Origin of the sequence: Pelolinea submarina, from assembly GCF_003966975.1 — a bacterium.
In the GTDB taxonomy this organism is placed as follows: Bacteria; Chloroflexota; Anaerolineae; order Anaerolineales; family Anaerolineaceae; genus Pelolinea; species Pelolinea submarina.
In genome coordinates this window covers 2,557,358-2,573,446 of the sequence record NZ_AP018437.1, presented here as the reverse complement: position 1 = coordinate 2,573,446, position 16,089 = coordinate 2,557,358, and the positions used below count along the sequence as shown (strand labels likewise).

General features: G+C 48.5%; 13 protein-coding genes. All 13 read left to right on the top strand.

The window, feature by feature from the left end; translation table 11 throughout:
* The first annotated feature begins 6 nt into the window (after nt 1-6).
* Nucleotides 7-1,470 (top strand): ABC transporter ATP-binding protein, encoded by a 1,464-nt coding sequence (locus Pelsub_RS11310; protein WP_116223632.1) that lies wholly within the window; start codon nt 7-9, stop codon nt 1,468-1,470.
* Nucleotides 1,471-1,475: 5 nt separating this feature from the next.
* Nucleotides 1,476-2,534, top strand: a complete 1,059-nt coding sequence (locus Pelsub_RS11305; protein ID WP_116223633.1) for an ABC transporter permease — start codon at nt 1,476-1,478, stop codon at nt 2,532-2,534.
* Nucleotides 2,527-3,519, top strand: a complete 993-nt coding sequence (locus tag Pelsub_RS11300) for an ABC transporter permease (RefSeq protein ID WP_116223634.1) — start codon at nt 2,527-2,529, stop codon at nt 3,517-3,519. The genes Pelsub_RS11305 and Pelsub_RS11300 overlap by 8 nt, the downstream gene beginning before the upstream one ends.
* A 9-nt stretch (nt 3,520-3,528) precedes the next feature.
* On the top strand, nt 3,529-4,767 hold the full coding sequence (thrC, locus tag Pelsub_RS11295; RefSeq protein WP_116223635.1) for a threonine synthase: 1,239 nt from the start codon (nt 3,529-3,531) through the stop codon (nt 4,765-4,767).
* A 30-nt stretch (nt 4,768-4,797) separates the two neighbouring features.
* Nucleotides 4,798-5,778, top strand: a complete 981-nt coding sequence (locus tag Pelsub_RS11290; protein ID WP_116223636.1) for a glycosyltransferase family 2 protein — start codon at nt 4,798-4,800, stop codon at nt 5,776-5,778.
* Nucleotides 5,778-7,244, top strand: a complete 1,467-nt coding sequence (locus Pelsub_RS11285) for a pyridoxal-phosphate dependent enzyme (RefSeq protein WP_116223637.1) — start codon at nt 5,778-5,780, stop codon at nt 7,242-7,244. Before Pelsub_RS11290 ends, Pelsub_RS11285 begins: the two co-directional genes overlap by 1 nt.
* Nucleotides 7,245-7,253: 9 nt before the next feature.
* Nucleotides 7,254-7,850: a hypothetical protein gene (locus Pelsub_RS11280; RefSeq protein ID WP_116223638.1), complete on the top strand. Its 597-nt coding sequence runs from the start codon at nt 7,254-7,256 to the stop codon at nt 7,848-7,850.
* Between the two features lie 50 nt (nt 7,851-7,900).
* Nucleotides 7,901-9,319 (top strand): dihydropyrimidinase, encoded by a 1,419-nt coding sequence (hydA, locus tag Pelsub_RS11275; protein ID WP_116223639.1) that lies wholly within the window; start codon nt 7,901-7,903, stop codon nt 9,317-9,319.
* A gap of 105 nt (nt 9,320-9,424) precedes the next feature.
* Nucleotides 9,425-10,906: a hypothetical protein gene (locus tag Pelsub_RS11270; protein ID WP_116223640.1), complete on the top strand. Its 1,482-nt coding sequence runs from the start codon at nt 9,425-9,427 to the stop codon at nt 10,904-10,906.
* A 4-nt stretch (nt 10,907-10,910) separates the two neighbouring features.
* On the top strand, nt 10,911-11,489 hold the full coding sequence (locus Pelsub_RS11265) for a hypothetical protein (RefSeq protein WP_116223641.1): 579 nt from the start codon (nt 10,911-10,913) through the stop codon (nt 11,487-11,489).
* Entirely contained in the window at nt 11,486-12,892 is a 1,407-nt protein-coding gene (locus tag Pelsub_RS11260) for a proton-conducting transporter transmembrane domain-containing protein (RefSeq protein WP_116223642.1), read from the top strand. Before Pelsub_RS11265 ends, Pelsub_RS11260 begins: the two co-directional genes overlap by 4 nt.
* A 36-nt stretch (nt 12,893-12,928) precedes the next feature.
* Nucleotides 12,929-14,092 carry a coiled-coil domain-containing protein gene (locus Pelsub_RS11255; RefSeq protein ID WP_126440513.1) on the top strand — a complete coding sequence of 388 codons (1,164 nt, stop codon included), beginning with the start codon at nt 12,929-12,931 and terminating at the stop codon, nt 14,090-14,092.
* A 9-nt stretch (nt 14,093-14,101) separates the two neighbouring features.
* The gene (gene selB, locus Pelsub_RS11250) at nt 14,102-15,988 is read left to right on the top strand and encodes a selenocysteine-specific translation elongation factor (protein ID WP_116223644.1); all 1,887 of its coding nucleotides are present in this window, start codon (nt 14,102-14,104) and stop codon (nt 15,986-15,988) included.
* Nucleotides 15,989-16,089 lie beyond the last annotated feature (101 nt).

Genomic DNA, 16,089 nt, shown 5'->3' with positions numbered 1-16,089 from the left:
ATATCCATGCACATACAACTAAAAAACATTCACAAATATTTTGGAAGCGTACACGCAAACAATGATGTATCGCTGACCATTGAACCCGGCCAAATTCTGGGATTGCTAGGCGAAAATGGCGCGGGAAAAAGTACCCTTATGAAAATTCTCTCCGGACTGATCTGTAAAGACAGCGGAGAAATTTTGATTAATGGGGAAGAACAAGACCTGAAAAGTCCTGCTGACGCGCTGCGGCTGGGTATCGGTATGCTGCATCAGGACCCGCATGATTTCCCATCCATGACTATTCGGGAAGATCTGCAAATTTGGGATCAACGCTCGGGGCGCGCGAACCACAGTGCTGTGGATTGGCAGGCTCTCATGAAGATCCAGGAAGATCTGGGTTTCAATTTGGATCTGGATGGATCGGTTGGGGAATTGACCGTGGGAGAACGCCAGCAGCTTGAATTGGCGCGCCTGTTGTGGTTGGGCGTGGAGCTCCTGATCCTGGATGAACCCACCACCGGTATCAGCGCTTCTCAGCAGGAAATTCTGTTCTCCGCTTTGAAGAAATTGGCCGGTCAGGGAAAAACCATTATTTTTGTATCGCATAAGCTGGAAGAAGTAAAAGAACTATGCAGCCGGGCTGTGGTACTGCGCAAAGGCTGCTTGATTGGTGAGAGGGAAGCGCCTTTTGATGAAAACGATCTGGTCAAACTGATGTTTGGGCGCCAGATTACACGCACACGCACCGCACATGCCGGTACGCGCGATGTCTGTCTATCTGTTCAAAAATTAAATATTGAAGATTTCCGCATCGCTATTGAGAATGTCAACTTTGACCTGTATGCAGGCGAAGTAATCGGCCTGGCTGGAATGGAAGGCTCCGGGCAGCGCCAATTCCTGCAAGCCCTGGCAGGCATGAAGCAACCCAGCAGCGGGCATATTCTCTTCGGTGATGAGGATTTATTTGGTAAAAATTGCTACGACTATCAGAAGCGGGGAATATTCTACGTGCCCTCTGCCAGAATGGAAGAGGGTCTGGTACCGGGCATGACATTGGAAGAGCATTACATCCTCTCGGATTGCGAGAAGAGGGTGTTTATTGATTCAAAGAAGAGCCATAAGGTCACAGAGGATCGTATCCAACGCTTTAATATCAAGGGACGTGCCGTTACCTTTTCTGAGGAACTATCCGGCGGCAACCAACAGCGTTTGCTTTTATCGCTGCTGCAGGATCCGGCAAAAGTCCTGTTGTTGGAAAATCCCACGCGCGGTTTGGACATTGAATCAACCAACTGGATTTGGTCCATTTTACGTGAACGCTGCCAGGCAGCCACATCCATCATTTTCTCATCGGCGGACCTGGATGAATTGACTTTTTACGCAGACCGTATTCTGGTCTTTTTCAGCGGCAGAATATCGGAACCACTGGACTCTGCCGGACTGGATGAAGAACGTTTGGGCAGGATGATTGGCGGAAAGGATTAGCCCAAATGAGCAAAAATCGCGCATTCATTAACTTTCTATTTCGTATCTCCGGTGTGATAGCGGCGCTGCTTTTCACCGCGCTGGTGCTGCTAATCGCCAAAGCCAACCCCTGGGAAGCTTTCAGCAACATTTTCCTGGGTGCGGTTTCCACACCGATCAAAATTGCCGACTCGTTCGTCGCCTGGGTACCTTTGATTTTAGCCACGTGCGGGCTGGTGATCACCTTTACTACCGGTCTATGGAACATCGGTATTGAAGGTCAAATCAGCTTAGGCGCCATTATGACTACCTGGGCACTGCGCTTACTGCAGGATTCGGGGCTCCCTCCGGTGGTGATCATCCTGGCGGGTTTCCTGGCCGGTATCGCCGGCGGGATTGTATGGGCGCTGCTGGCAGGCATGCTGAAATTCTACGGCGGCGTCAGTGAAATTTTTGCCGGTTTAGGCTTGAATTTCATCGCAACCGCCCTGACCTTGTGGCTGATTTTCGGCCCATGGAAACGGGCCGGTGTGGCTTCCATGAGCGGCACTGAACCTTTTGACATGTCTATCTGGCTGCCGACATTAACCGGATACCGGTTAAGTATTTGGTCGTTGATTTTGGCGGTCGTATCCGTTCTTATTGTTTATTTCATCCTGAAACATACAGTGGTGGGGCTGCGCTTAAAAGCTGTGGGGAAGAATTACAAAGCAGCCATTCAGATGGGCATATCCCCATCAAAATATATGCTGCTCTCGTTTGTATTGTGCGGCGTGTTTGCCGGATTAACCGGGGCCGTACAGGTGCTGGGTGTGTATCACCGCCTGATCCCTTCCATTTCTTCCGGATATGGGTTCCTGGGGCTGCTGGTGGCCATGCTGGTCGATTATCAGATTGTTTGGGCCGTACCGATGGCGCTGCTTTTCGCGGCGCTCAACATCGGCGGCATTCAACTGCCCATCATGATGAAGATCGATTCCACCTTGTCGGGTGTCATGCAGTCCTCCCTGGTGCTATTTTTCATGTTGATGGATGGCGTCAGGAAAAAAATTCTGAAGAAAGAGGAGGAACAGAGCAATGAATGAATTCCTCACCAATATGGCGGGCGTCATCGCTGCTGCCACTCCAGTGGTGGTGGCGGTCATCGGCGAGACTTTTTCCGAACGGTCTGGCGTAATTAATTTGTCTGCCAATGGTTTAATCGTGCTGGCAGCCATGACCGGATTTGCGGCCGCTTACCTGACCGGAATTGTGTGGGTCGGTTTGCTGGCGGGTTTTTTGACCGGAGCAATTGCGGGGCTGCTGATCTCCTTTAGCAGCATATCCCTCAAACAGTCACAAGTGGCCGTTGGTTTTATCCTGTCGTTGTTATTCCGCGATCTAGCTTATTTTCTGGGAACGCCTTTCATGGTTATTCCCGGCCCCACTGTATCCGGTTGGGCAATTCCGCTGCTGAAGGATATCCCCATTTTAGGGCCCTTGCTGTTTGACCAGAATGTGCTGGTGTATTTCAGCTATATCCTGATCATAGCGAGCTATTACTGGATCTTCCATACGCGCCAGGGGCTGGTCCTGCGCGGTGTGGGCGAGCAGCCCATTTCAGCGTATTCACGCGGTATTGACGTCAACCGCCAGCGCTATATTTACACAGCGCTGGGTTCCGGGTTGATCGGCCTGGCCGGCCCGATGTATTCGCTAAGCATTAAGGCCGGTTGGAACGGCACCATGACGGGCTTGGATGGCATCGGCTGGATCGTGCTTTCCATCACCATCTTTGGCGGCTGGAACCCGCTGCGGGGTTCATTTGGCGGCTACTTATTTGTGTTTTTACAGTGGCTGGGATTAGCCCTGCAATCCTACTGGACCAACGTACCTTCGCAGGTTCTGCAAGTCGCGCCATTCCCATTGATGATTTTGACGCTCTTGTTCGTCAACATCGGCGACACGGAATGGGTGACGCGCATGCTGGCCACGCTGCCGCGCGGCGTACGCGGAGCATTCTACAAGCTATTCCGCTTCCTGCGCAAACCGCCGCCCGCCTCGTTGGGCGTCCCATTTGAAAGAGAGTAAAATACCTCCATGGAAAAATTCAAATCTTATCGCTGTTCTGTGTGCGGGAAGACTTACGAACCGCATGAAGTAACCTATACATGCCCCGCCGACGGCGGGAACCTGGATATCATTTTGGATTACCAGGGGATTAATAAGGAATATTCACCTGAAAAGATTACGGCATCCGGCGACCAATCTCATTGGCGTTATTTGCCACTGCTGCCGGTGGACGACCCCGGTTTGCAGGGCACGCCACTGCGATCGGTGGGCTGGACGCCTGCATACCAGCCAAAAGCGCTGGCAGACGAGTTGAAACTCGAACAGTTATGGGTGAAAGATGACGGCCGCAACCCAACAGCTTCTTTCAAAGACCGGGCCAGCTCGGTGGTCATCGCGCGCGCCAGAGAAATCGGCGCTGAAGTTGTGGTGACAGCCTCTTCCGGCAATGCCGGGGCGGCGCTGGCCGGTATGGCCGCGGCGGCCAAACAGGACACGGTTATTTTCGTGCCCAAAGCCGCTCCGCAGGCCAAGGTGGCGCAGCTGTTGGTGTTTGGCGCGCGTGTCTTCCTGGTGGACGGCGTTTACGACGATGCGGTTAAATTATCGATGTTAGCTGCCGAGGAATTCGGCTGGTATTCGCGCAACACCGGCTACAATCCCTTCACGGTTGAAGGTAAGAAAACCGCCGGTTTTGAGATCTGGGAACAGGTGATCTACCGCGGCAATTTGAAGAAACCCCTGACGGTTTTCGTGCCGGTGGGCGACGGCAACATCGTCTCCGGTATCCATAAAGGGTTTAAAGACCTGAAAGAATTGGGTTGGCTGGACCAGATGCCGCGCATTTTTGGCGTGCAGCCGGAAGGTTCTGCCTCGGTGGCCAATGCCTTCTTCGCCGGCACCGAAGAGATCAAGCCGGTGGCAGCCAAAACCATCGCCGATAGTGTTTCGGTCGATATGCCGAATGACGGCTTGCGCGCGCTGCGCGCGGCTACCCAGACCGGCGGCCGTTACATCACTGTTGCGGATGACCACATCCTCAAAGCCATTGCCCGCCTGGGACTTGAAGGTATCTTCGCTGAACCCGCGGCGGCCTCGGCTTATACCGGATTGGAAAACGCGGTCGAGCAGGGTTTCATCGAACCCGGCGACCCGGTGCTGGTCATGCTGACCGGCAGCGGTCTGAAAGACGTCAAAGCGGCCATCTCCGCCGTGAAAGCGGCCCCGATCGTTAAACCAACTTTGGAAGCTTTTAAAAAAGTCCTTTGATAGTTTGCTAGTATCAGATACAATATAAATATGTCAGACAATCTTGCCAACAAGAAGAATCCAGTCTACAGTGTTGTCGCGCCAGTTTTCAACGAGATTGGTTGTGTCGAGGAGTTCTACAATCAGGTCAGCCATGTGATGAGTTCGCTCAAATCCACCTGGGAATTGATCCTGGTGGACGACGGCTCGACGGACGGCTCCACCGATATCATCCTCAAATTGGCCGAGAAAGACGACCACGTAAAACCGGTCATCTTTGCACGCAACTTCGGCCACCAGATCGCGGTTACCGCGGGACTGGACTATGCCCGCGGAGACGCGGTGTTGATCATCGACGCAGACCTGCAAGACCCTCCGGAAGTGATGCTGGACCTGATCGCGAAATGGAAAGAGGGTTACGAAGTGGTTTACGCCGTGCGGCGCAAACGGGAAGGGGAGTCGTGGTTCAAGCTGTTCACAGCCTCCGCTTTTTACCGGTTGATCTACCGTATCACGGACGTGAAAATCCCGCTGGACACCGGCGATTTCCGCCTGCTGGACCGCAAGGTCGTGAATGTGCTGTGCGATATGCGCGAACGGCACCGCTTCCTGCGCGGGATGGCTTCCTGGGTGGGCTACCGCCAAATTGGTGTGGAGTATGATCGCAAAGAACGCTTTGCCGGAAAGACGAAATATCCTTTCAGCAAAATGTTAAAACTGGCGTTGAACGCCATCACCGGCTTTTCGTATTTCCCTCTGCAAATGGCAACCTATTTAGGATTCATCTGTGCCTGCATCAGCATCGTGGCTATCCCGGTGGTGATCGTTCTACGCTTATCCCACCAGGCCGCATTGCTGGGCCAGGCTACAACACTTATCATGGTATTGTTCCTGGGCGGCGTGCAGTTGATCACTTTAGGTATTTTGGGCGAATATATCGGCAGGATTTATGACGAAGTAAAGGGACGTCCGCTGTATATTGTCAGTCGGGCTCCGGATATTCCAAATACATCTATCAGGAGAAAGAATTAATGGCCAAAATTGATTTAACCGTTTACCCCGATCGGTTGGAGAACTCAATCAAGCGGGCGCGTGAGCGCAATATCATCATCCCGACCTTCGCACAAATGAAAGACCCCACGCTGATCCCGGCGAAATATAAAGAAGAGCTGAAGTCGATCGGTTTGTGGGAATTGAACCCCCGCAACCTTTTCCGCATCACCTGGAAGAACGAACCCAAGGAAAAAGGCGGGCAGTTCAACGGCGTGAACTATATGGAGCTTCCCAAGAGTTTGACGGGCGTGGACGCGCGCATCATCGTCTTGATTGGCAAGTGGTTTCCCACCGGCGCGCATAAAGTCGGCGCGTCCTTCGGCTGCCTGGTGCCCCGTTTAGTGACCGGACAATTCGATCCGGTAACCCAAAAAGCAGTCTGGCCTTCCACCGGCAATTATTGCCGCGGCGGCGCTTATGATTCCAACCTGCTGGCCTGCGAATCCGTCGCCATCCTGCCGGAAGGCATGAGCAAGGAACGTTTCGAATGGCTCAAGACCGTGGCTGGCGAAATCATCGCTACCCCCGGCAGCGAATCCAACGTGAAAGAGATCTTCGACAAATGCTGGGAGCTGCGCGCGAGCGGTGAAGACCTGATGATCTTCAACCAGTTCGAAGAGTTTGGCAATTACCTGTGGCATTACGAAGTCACCGGCCATGCCATGGAAGAAGTATTGAAGAAAGAATTAGGCCCACGCGATAATTACCGCGGCGTGATCCTGACCACCGGTTCAGCCGGCACCATTGCCTGCGGCGATTACATGAAACAGAAATTCCCGAGCAGCCTGGTGGGCGGTTCCGAGGCGCTGCAGTGCCCGACCCTGTTGGAAAACGGCTTCGGCGCGCACCGCATCGAAGGCATCGGCGACAAGCACGTACCGTGGATCCACAACGTCAAGAACACCGATTTGATTACGGCCATTGATGACAATGCCGTGGTGAATATTTCGCGCTTATTCAATGAGAAAGCCGGCCGCGAATACCTGGCCAAGAAGGGCGTTCCCGCCGAGACGGTCGAGAATCTGGATTTGTTAGGCTTCTCCGGCATTGCCAACATGCTTTCCGCTATCAAGATGGCTAAATACTTCGAGATGGGCGAAAACGACGTGGTGCTGACCGTGCTGACCGATTCAATGGAACTCTACCAGAGCCGCCTGAAGGAAATGCACGAGGAATCCGGCGAGTATTCCGAAGTTGATGCCGCTGCGCACTTCGCTCATTATCTGGAAGGGCAGAGCACCGATAACTTGCTTGATATGACCTATCAGGACAAGCGCCGTGTGCATAATTTGAAATACTATACCTGGGTGGAACAGCAGGGCAAATCCTACGAGGAAATCCAGGACCAGTGGTACGATCCCGATTATTGGACCGGTTATCAGTCCCAGGTCGAAGAAATCGACGATTTGATTGTGGAATTCAACAAAAAGGTTGGTCTGCAATAAGCTGAACCTATGATCGATACCGGCCAGGCGCATGAGGGAGACAACCTGCCGCCATCCACAGCATTGCTGCTGGTGGCGGTCATGCCCTCACCGCGCGATTTAGAGATCGCCCGCGTGCTTGGCTGGTATCGCATCCCATTTCGTTTTGCCCCCAAAATTGTACAAGTTGACTATCTGGCGTTCTATCAACCTGCCAGCTTTGGCAAGGCGCATGCCAATTGTATTGAGTATTTCAGCGAGGTGCGGGGAGTGGAATTGGCCCTGCGCAAAGAAATCATCCGTGATGAACCGGATCATCCGCGCGCGAATGAGGAGTATTACAAACTGCAGTTGGGCAAATTGGAACGGCTGCAAAAACCAATTCCAGCGGATAAGTGGAAGCGGATTGCTTTTCTCTATACAACCGGTGAACTATTCGCCAGAGCAAGGATCATCAACGACCTGGTAGTTAAATCGGAAGAGAGAAAGATTTTATGGCATTCCTTGTGCGAGAAAGCATGCGAATCTGAATTGTATTCCAGCGGAAATCTTCCTGAACTGGAATTAACCCCGGAAGTATTAATGATGTTGGGTGATTTGCATTTGGGCGAAAGCACTCAGGTATAACAGGGTGCAATATAATTACACAATAATAAACAAGATCACAGGAGGTTGGTATGGCTATCCTGATCAAATCAGGGAAAATCATCACTGCGTCTGAGTCTTTTTATGCGGATATTTTAATTGAAGGTGAAAAAATCTCCACAGTTGCCGAAAATATCCCGGAACAAGAAGGAATGCAAGTCATCGATGCCAAGGGAAAGCTGATCATGCCCGGAGGGGTGGATGTGCATACGCATTTCGACCTGCCGATGGCCGGCACAGTCTCTTCGGATGACCACTATACCGGTCACAAAGCCGCCGCGTTTGGCGGAACCACTACCGTGATCGATTTTGTTTCACAGGATTTTCCCCATTTGCAGGATTGTGTAAACGCCTCGCATCAGAAGGCTGACAGCAAAGCAGCCATTGATTACAGCTTCCATATGAATATTTCACACTTCGATGATGCGATCGCCAGGGAAATACCGTTGTTGAAAAATGATGGAATTACCACATTGAAGGTTTTCACGGCATACAACAACCGCTTACGCCTGAATGATGGTGAGATTTTCAAGGTACTGCGCATAGCCAGAGATAACGGCATGCTGGTGATGGTGCACGCAGAGAATGGGGATGTAATCGACGTTTTGACCGAAGAAGCCCTGGCGGCCAGACACACCGCGCCTGAATGGCACGCGCTGACACGCCCGGCTTTGGGCGCAGTCGAGGCAGTCTTCCGAACAATTTCTCTGGCAGCGCAGGCAGAAGCTCCGGTCTATATTGTGCACATGAATACCAAAGGCGGTGTGGAACACGTGCGCTGGGCCAGACAAAAAGGTCTGCCGGTGATGGGGGAAACCTGCCCGCAGTATATGTTCTTTACTATTAAACAATTACGACAGCCGGATGGCGCTAAGTGGATATGCTCGCCGCCTCTGCGAAGCGAGGAAGATAATGCCGGTATCTGGAAGGCGGTCGAAGACGGCACCATGCAAGTCATGGCAACCGACCATTGCCCATTCTTCTATGATGGCACGACCCCCATCATGTATGAAGGTCAGGCTATTGCCATTCCCGGAAAGGAATTAGGCAAGGATGATTTCACCAAAATCCCCAATGGCCTGCCCGGAGTGGGAGACCGTTTGATGGTGTTATGGTCATGCGGCGTGGGAACAAACCGTATCACTCCCAACCGCTTTGTGGAAATTACCAGCACCAACCCGGCGAAAATATTCGGTATGTATCCCCAGAAAGGCACACTGCTGCCGGGTTCGGACGCGGATATTGCCATTTGGGATCCCGATAAAGAAATTCAGTACGGCTATAAATATGCCCAACACCGCACGGATTACAATATTTATGAAGGTTGGCCGATGAAAGGTGTTGTGGAAAAAGTTTTGCTGCGCGGAAAGATGATCGTGGATGGTTCAAAATGGTTGGGTGAAAAAGGGGAAGGGAGATTCATCAAGCGCAGTGAGACTCAGGTACTTTAGGACTAAATGCTGGTTGCAGCGATTTTCTTAATCCTCTTATTAAGCACGGTTGCCGCCTACATTATGCGCAAGCGGCATATGAACTTACCGCGGGTATGGATACTCATGGCTGCGGTAAGTATTTTGTTATGGCTAATTGTCGTAATTATCCCGCATGATGGCACGGTTGCTTTCACGATAAAAGACTGGTTTTCGTCGGATGTTTCTCGGATTAGTCTGACCTTCGCGATTAATCCAACGAATTGGGTAATCGTCTTTACTTTACTAAGCGTGCATATTGCTTTCCTTTTTATATCGGGCTCTAAACAGGAATTGAATCACGACTTCATTTTCTGGGTTTTGGAAGCCGGACAGATAATCCTGGCTTATATTGCGGTTACGGCTGCGGATTTATGGACGGTAATTATCGCTTGGACAGCCATGGATTTCGGCAGCCTGGTTTTCTTGCTTTTCATGCACAAAGAACCCACCAATTCTCAGGTGATAACTCCCTTGTTTTTTAAGCTATTGGGAAGCCTGTTATTGATTTATGCCACGGCCATTTCCAGCGGAGGCAATAACCAGATTCTATTGTTAAATAACATTCCAGCAGCCTCAAGCGGATTGTTCTTCGCCGCAGCGATACTGCACTGTGGGGTGCTGCCATTCCGGTTCCCGCGCAAAGAGAAAACGGAAATAGGAACTGTTACGGGTCTGTTTTTCTATCTCATCCCTTTTATCAGCAGTCTGTTCCTTGTAGTTTATATTCCCTATAAAGAGATCCCATTTCTTTCCTATATACTCCTCAGCCTGTTTTCAATCGCCGGCATGTATTATTTTGGATTGCTGTGGACGCAATCCAGAGATGAGGGGAACGGGATTTATTATCTAACCCTCGCGTTTACCGCATTTACCATTTTCCGCTTTATCACAGGTACCCATCAAGATTTGGTTCCCTGGTTGGTCTTGACGCTTCTAGGCGGGTGCTGGATGATGCTTTTCAGCCACCGCGGCAGCTCAACGCGTTTTCTACCGGTTTTCCTGCTTATTTCAATGATGGGAATTCCATTCACACTAACCAGCTATGGCAGCAGCCTGTTCTTTGCCGATGGGTTTAAATTTTCCATTATATTTGTTTTAATTTTCCAAATTTTGTATTTGCTCGGTTTTTATTCTTATCTCGCTTCAAAAAAAGAACAATTTGATGAATTGGATTCTTCCTCACAATTAAATTACCTGATAGCGATTCTATTTTCTGTCCTGGCAATCCTTTTGATCAGTTATCGCTCAAGCGGATCATTATTGAATGAGATATCGAATTGGTGGGCTTGCCTACCGGCTATTCTGGCGCTGGCTGGGTACTATTTTTGGAAGCGCAGAAAAACTGATACGAGCCCTGCGGAGAAAAATAAAGCTGATCAACCAAAGATTGATGGACGAATTGCAAAAATTCTATCCTTTGACTGGTTGATTACAGCAGCCACTTTCATGGCCGAGAGATTACGACCGATAGCGAATGGTTTTTCCAACCTGATGGAAGGCGAAGGCGGTATCCTGTGGTCAATCGTGTTTATGGCTTTATTGGTGACATTGCTGAGGACCGGCTAAGCTAATGATTATCAATTCCCTGCTTATATTCTTCTCGTTGGTTGTCACTGCCGCGATTCTGGTTCCACGCGATTGGCGCTGGACCTTGTTTGGATTAGCGATGACCTATTTATTTGGTTTCATCCTGATTGTCCAAATCTGGCCGCTGCCTTTAGCCGCGGTTAAATTACTTACCGGCTTAATTGGTGTGATTTTGTTAAGCACAACGAAGATGAACACAGAAGTTCAAGAGGAACCCATTGGCAGTATTTCATCGCGGATTTTCATTTTACTGCTCGCGATTTTATCGTGGATCATCGTGTTGGCGACGATTAGTCGCTTAAATGCCTGGCTGCCGATCGAATATACCAACCTGTTTATCGGCATGGTTTTCTTGATTTGCGGAATCATTAAATTCAGTACCGATCAGAGGATTTTCAATGTCATAGTTGGTTTACTGACGCTCCTGAGCGGTTTTGATATTATTTACTCTTCTTTGGAGGGTTCTGCGCTGGTAACGGCTCTTTATGCCTTGATTGTCATTTCAATATGTATTTTGGGAAGTTATTTGGAGGGAATTTTCAGCGGGGAGGGTGAAGAATGAGCGCTCCTCTGGTTTGGATTATTCTTCCTTTTTTTGCATCGATCGTATTGATCTTTTTTAGGAAAAATTACCAGCTGGTTGCATTAATTCAGACAGCCTTCTGCTTCTTTCTGGTTTTACTGCTCCTGGTGGTCCGTTTCGGCGACGTTGATTCAACGCAAGGATTAACGATTAAGCTTACAACAACCTTTAACTTACTGGGCCGCACCCTGGAATTTAAAAACTCAGATAAATTTGTTATCGGCATTTTCTATTCGATTTTGGCAATCTGGTCCGCTGCCTTGTTTATCTATAATAAACATTCGAAAATCATTCCTTTGGGTTTGGCCCTTTCCAGCTTGCTCCTGGCGGCAATCGCAGTTGAACCATTCTTGTATTCAGCGCTGTTGATTGAGGTTGCGGTCATAATCGGCAGCATGATAGCGGTTGATTTAACCACCGGAAAGTCCAAAGGCATCATCCGTGCTTTGGTATTTTTTACTTTAGGAATGCCTTTCATTTTATTGGCAGGCTGGTATTTAGCGGGCGGCGAAACCAGCCCGGTTAATGACACTCAGCTCGTTCAAGCTACGGTATTGTTAGGATTTGGGTTTGTCTTCTGGCTGGGTATTTTCCCGTTTCATTCCTGGATTCCTTTGATCGCGGAAGAATCCGAGGTCCCGGATGGATTGTATATTTTGGCTATCCTTCCTTTTGCAATTTTCATCATCCTGTTGAAATACCTGAATGGATTTGTCTGGCTGCGTGATTATGATTTGGTTTACCAGGCGCTTCTATTATTTGGTTTGGTCCTAACCTTTTCCGGCGCAATTTGGGCGACCTTCCAAACCCGAATTAAGAAACTGGTTGGGTACCTTACAATTATTTATAGCGGTTTCTTATTAATTGCCCTGGGGTTAAATTCAAATCAGGGATTCCAGATTTTTTCTGAATTACTCCTCCCCCGGTTTCTTAGTTTGTATTTATTAATGATTTCCTTTTTAGCCATCGAAAAAAAGGGTGTGATTGAACAGATTAGCGATCTTGATTCTCTATTTTATCGGTTTCCAATTGCTTCTATAAGTATATTGATGGCATTATTCTCTGTCACCGGTATGCCGCTGACAGTTGGATTCCTGCCTGTTCAATCGCTGTATCAGGAATCTGCCAGAAATTCGACATTAATCGCCGGATTGGTTATCGGAAGCAACGCCTTATTATCTATTTCATTTTTGCGTATTTTTGTGGTTATAATGCAACCATTAGCCGACGAGTTTGATGCCGTCTCAATTCTTGATGATTTAAAGGAAAACAAATTTCTGGCTGCAATCATTGTCATTGTGATCCTGGCTGGAATAATACCAAATCTATTCTTCCCCAGCTTCAATCAGATATTAAGCAGCTTTGAGTTTCTGGCTCGATAAAAAGAATTAACTGAAAAAGTTCAGCATTAAAAGGTAATGATGGAATCTGAAAAAACAGCTCAAAAAATAAACGAATTAGAAAATGAAATAACCACGCTGAAAAAAGCGTTAACTATACAAACCGCAAAGACGAATAACCTGGAAGAGAAAATTACCAACTTTTTAACAACTGTCCGTGAACAGAAAAAAGAAGTTGATCGTTTAGGGACCACTGTTTCAGGTTTGGGTAATTTTGATTCGGCAATTAATAAAACGAGGACAGATTTAAACCGTAAGATTGATGAAACCCAAAAGCAAATTGTCGCCGATCAGAAAATGCGCGAAAATTTGCAGCGAGATGAAATTAAAGCACTGAATATCGCAGTAGAAAAAGTACGCAAAGATATCACCAGCGATTTTGAGAAAAAGCTCCAGCTTCATGATGAAGATACAGCGCGATTGTTGCAGCGATTTAAGGAGCTTGAATATTCAATAAACAGCAAAACACAGCGGGATGATGAAGTCAAAGGCAATTTATCATTGCTGATGAATGAATTCAGTCAATATAAGAAGAAATTGGATAGTTTTTCTGAGGAGATTGAAACATTCAAGAAACGGCAGGATGATGTCCGATTGAAACAGGATATCTTATTGAATGATGTGCACACCAATGACAGCCGTTTAACCGAAGTTGTGAATGCCGAATCGGATCGAAATCAGTCTTATCTAAACTTCATTGAACAGCAAACCATCAGCCAACGTGAATATGAGCGCATATGGAAAGAATGGCAGCAGCAGTTCGACGAGGCCATAAAACAAGTTTATCGTTTGCTGCCGGAATTACAAAACCAACAGCTCGATCTGAATAAAACCAAAGCCACCTTCGAGGAGATTACCCAGCGCTTCGATCGACGGATGAATGAAGTAACCGAACTTTACCGGCTGTTGGATGAGAAATTCAGGCAGGAATGGTCCACCTATAAAGCTGATTCGGAAAAGAAATGGTCCAATATCTCCGTTGTCTTTGATGAAAAACAAGTTACTTTGGGAGACCAGGTGGATAAAATCAAAGAAAGAATCTTAGCGGTGGAGGACAGTACGCATGAGATGCAGGAAGTACTCATCTTAATGAGCCGCGAAATTCAGAAAGGTATGCAAGGTCTGACCAATATGGTGAATGGTTGGATGGATGCGTTCGGAGAGATTAAATCCAATAGATAAAAAGCTGATATGTATGTACTAGGTACTGCAGGTCACGTAGACCATGGGAAATCCACTTTAGTAAAAGCACTGACAGGCATCGATCCTGACCGGCTTAAAGAGGAAAAAGATCGTCAAATGACGATTGATTTGGGTTTTGCCTGGTACGGGCTGCCTTCAGGAAACGAAGTGGGGATTGTGGATGTGCCCGGGCACCGCGATTTCATCGATAATATGCTTGCAGGCGTAGGGGGGATTGACGCAGTTTTGCTGATTATTGCAGCGGATGAAGGCGTAATGCCGCAAACGCGAGAACATTTAGCCATATTGAAGCTGTTGAAAATTCAGTATGGGATTATCGTGCTGACAAAAATCGACCTCGTGGATGATCCCGAATGGTTGGAGCTGGTGGAAGCAGATATCCGTGGTCTCATAAAAGGCAGTTTCCTGGAACAAGCAAAAATAATGCGCGTATCCGCGTATACAAAGGAAGGCCTGGACGAACTCTCGTGTGAAATCGAAAGCATCCTGCTTCAATGCCCTCCCAAACGCAATTCCGGAAAACCACGCTTGCCGATTGATCGGGTCTTTTCTTTGAAAGGATTTGGAACTGTTGTAACCGGAACGCTGTTGAATGGTGAATTTCATAGCGGGGAATCCGTTGAGATTCTTCCCGGCAAAAGAACCTCCCGCATTCGAAGCATTCAGAGCCATAAGAGGAAGGTGGATACCGCGCTTCCGGGCAACCGCACTGCCATCAACCTGATCGGTGTGGAGAAAGAAGATATCAAACGGGGACAGGTGGTGGTTCTACCGGGTAATTATTCCACCAGCCGCAGAATTGATGCGAAGGTTGAAATGCTGGCAGAGGCGAACAGCAGCATCAACCACAACGACTTTCTCAAGTGTTTTATAAATACGGCCCAATCCATCGCGCGTGTGCGGGTTATCGGGAAGAAAGAGATCCGCCCCGGTGAAGACGGTTGGGTGCAGCTGGAGTTCGAAGACGAAATTGTGGTTGAAAAAGGGGATTCCTTCATTTTGCGCAGGCCTTCTCCGGCCGAGACCATTGCCGGCGGGATTGTGCTGAATACACATTCCGTAAAACGCTATAAACGATTTTCCGATGATTCATTGAAAAAAATGGCGCTTATGGATTCCGGATCCGATGAAGATATTCTCTTATCCAATTTGGACAAGTGCGGAGTTGTATCCCGCCAGGAATTTCTAAAGGCCAGCGGCTTTGAGCCGGGTAAAGCCAATGAATTGATTGATGTTTTAGTCCCTGACGAAATTGTCATCATCGAAGCGGCGGGTATCCGGGATACACTTTTAGTCAGCAGAACGAATTGGGCGATATTGAAAGAGAAGATAACCGGTATTTTTACCGATTTTTACCAAAAGCGCCCTCTGCGAGAAGGTATGCCGCGCAAATCCCTGTGGGAATTGCTGAAAATTCCGCAGCGGTCATTCAACCTGATCCTTGAAAAATTGATTCAAGAGGGATTGCTGGCTGAAAAGAATGGAGAAGTAGGCCTGGCGAATTACCAAGTCCATTTTTCCGAGGAACAAGAGGCATCCATTCAAACTATCCTGGCGGAATTTTCCTCAAATGAATTCCAACCGCCTTCTGTACGCGCGGAACGAGAAAAATATGGAGACGATCTGATTTCTGCCATGATAGATAAGGGATATTTGATATCCTTAGAGGAAGATATTGCCATTTTGCCGCAGACGTACCAGCAGCTGCAAGCGAAGACAATCGCGTATTTCGAAACTGAGAAAGAGATTACCCTGGGCCAGTTTCGAGATCTTTTCCAGACCAGCCGGAAATATGCGCTGGCATTTCTTGAATATTTGGATAAACAAGAAGTTACCGTGCGGGATGGGGACGTTAGAAAATTATCCGCCGGTTGACATTGGGAATAACGTAATATATAATTGCTTTCGCTTGCCCCAGCGGTAGGTTGCTGGGGTAAAATTATGTATTCCAACTTCCCCGTTACCGGGCGTTGATT

Excerpts from the sequence above, each read along its gene's own strand:
- Pelsub_RS11310 (WP_116223632.1), top strand. The coding sequence starts at position 7 with ATGCACATACAACTAAAAAACATTCACAAATATTTTGGAAGCGTACAC.
- Pelsub_RS11305 (WP_116223633.1), top strand. The coding sequence starts at position 1,476 with ATGAGCAAAAATCGCGCATTCATTAACTTTCTATTTCGTATCTCCGGT.
- Pelsub_RS11300 (WP_116223634.1), top strand. The coding sequence starts at position 2,527 with ATGAATGAATTCCTCACCAATATGGCGGGCGTCATCGCTGCTGCCACT.
- thrC (WP_116223635.1), top strand. The coding sequence starts at position 3,529 with ATGGAAAAATTCAAATCTTATCGCTGTTCTGTGTGCGGGAAGACTTAC.
- Pelsub_RS11290 (WP_116223636.1), top strand. The coding sequence starts at position 4,798 with ATGTCAGACAATCTTGCCAACAAGAAGAATCCAGTCTACAGTGTTGTC.
- Pelsub_RS11285 (WP_116223637.1), top strand. The coding sequence starts at position 5,778 with ATGGCCAAAATTGATTTAACCGTTTACCCCGATCGGTTGGAGAACTCA.
- Pelsub_RS11280 (WP_116223638.1), top strand. The coding sequence starts at position 7,254 with ATGATCGATACCGGCCAGGCGCATGAGGGAGACAACCTGCCGCCATCC.
- hydA (WP_116223639.1), top strand. The coding sequence starts at position 7,901 with ATGGCTATCCTGATCAAATCAGGGAAAATCATCACTGCGTCTGAGTCT.
- Pelsub_RS11270 (WP_116223640.1), top strand. The coding sequence starts at position 9,425 with ATGGCTGCGGTAAGTATTTTGTTATGGCTAATTGTCGTAATTATCCCG.
- Pelsub_RS11265 (WP_116223641.1), top strand. The coding sequence starts at position 10,911 with ATGATTATCAATTCCCTGCTTATATTCTTCTCGTTGGTTGTCACTGCC.
- Pelsub_RS11260 (WP_116223642.1), top strand. The coding sequence starts at position 11,486 with ATGAGCGCTCCTCTGGTTTGGATTATTCTTCCTTTTTTTGCATCGATC.
- Pelsub_RS11255 (WP_126440513.1), top strand. The coding sequence starts at position 12,929 with ATGATGGAATCTGAAAAAACAGCTCAAAAAATAAACGAATTAGAAAAT.
- selB (WP_116223644.1), top strand. The coding sequence starts at position 14,102 with ATGTATGTACTAGGTACTGCAGGTCACGTAGACCATGGGAAATCCACT.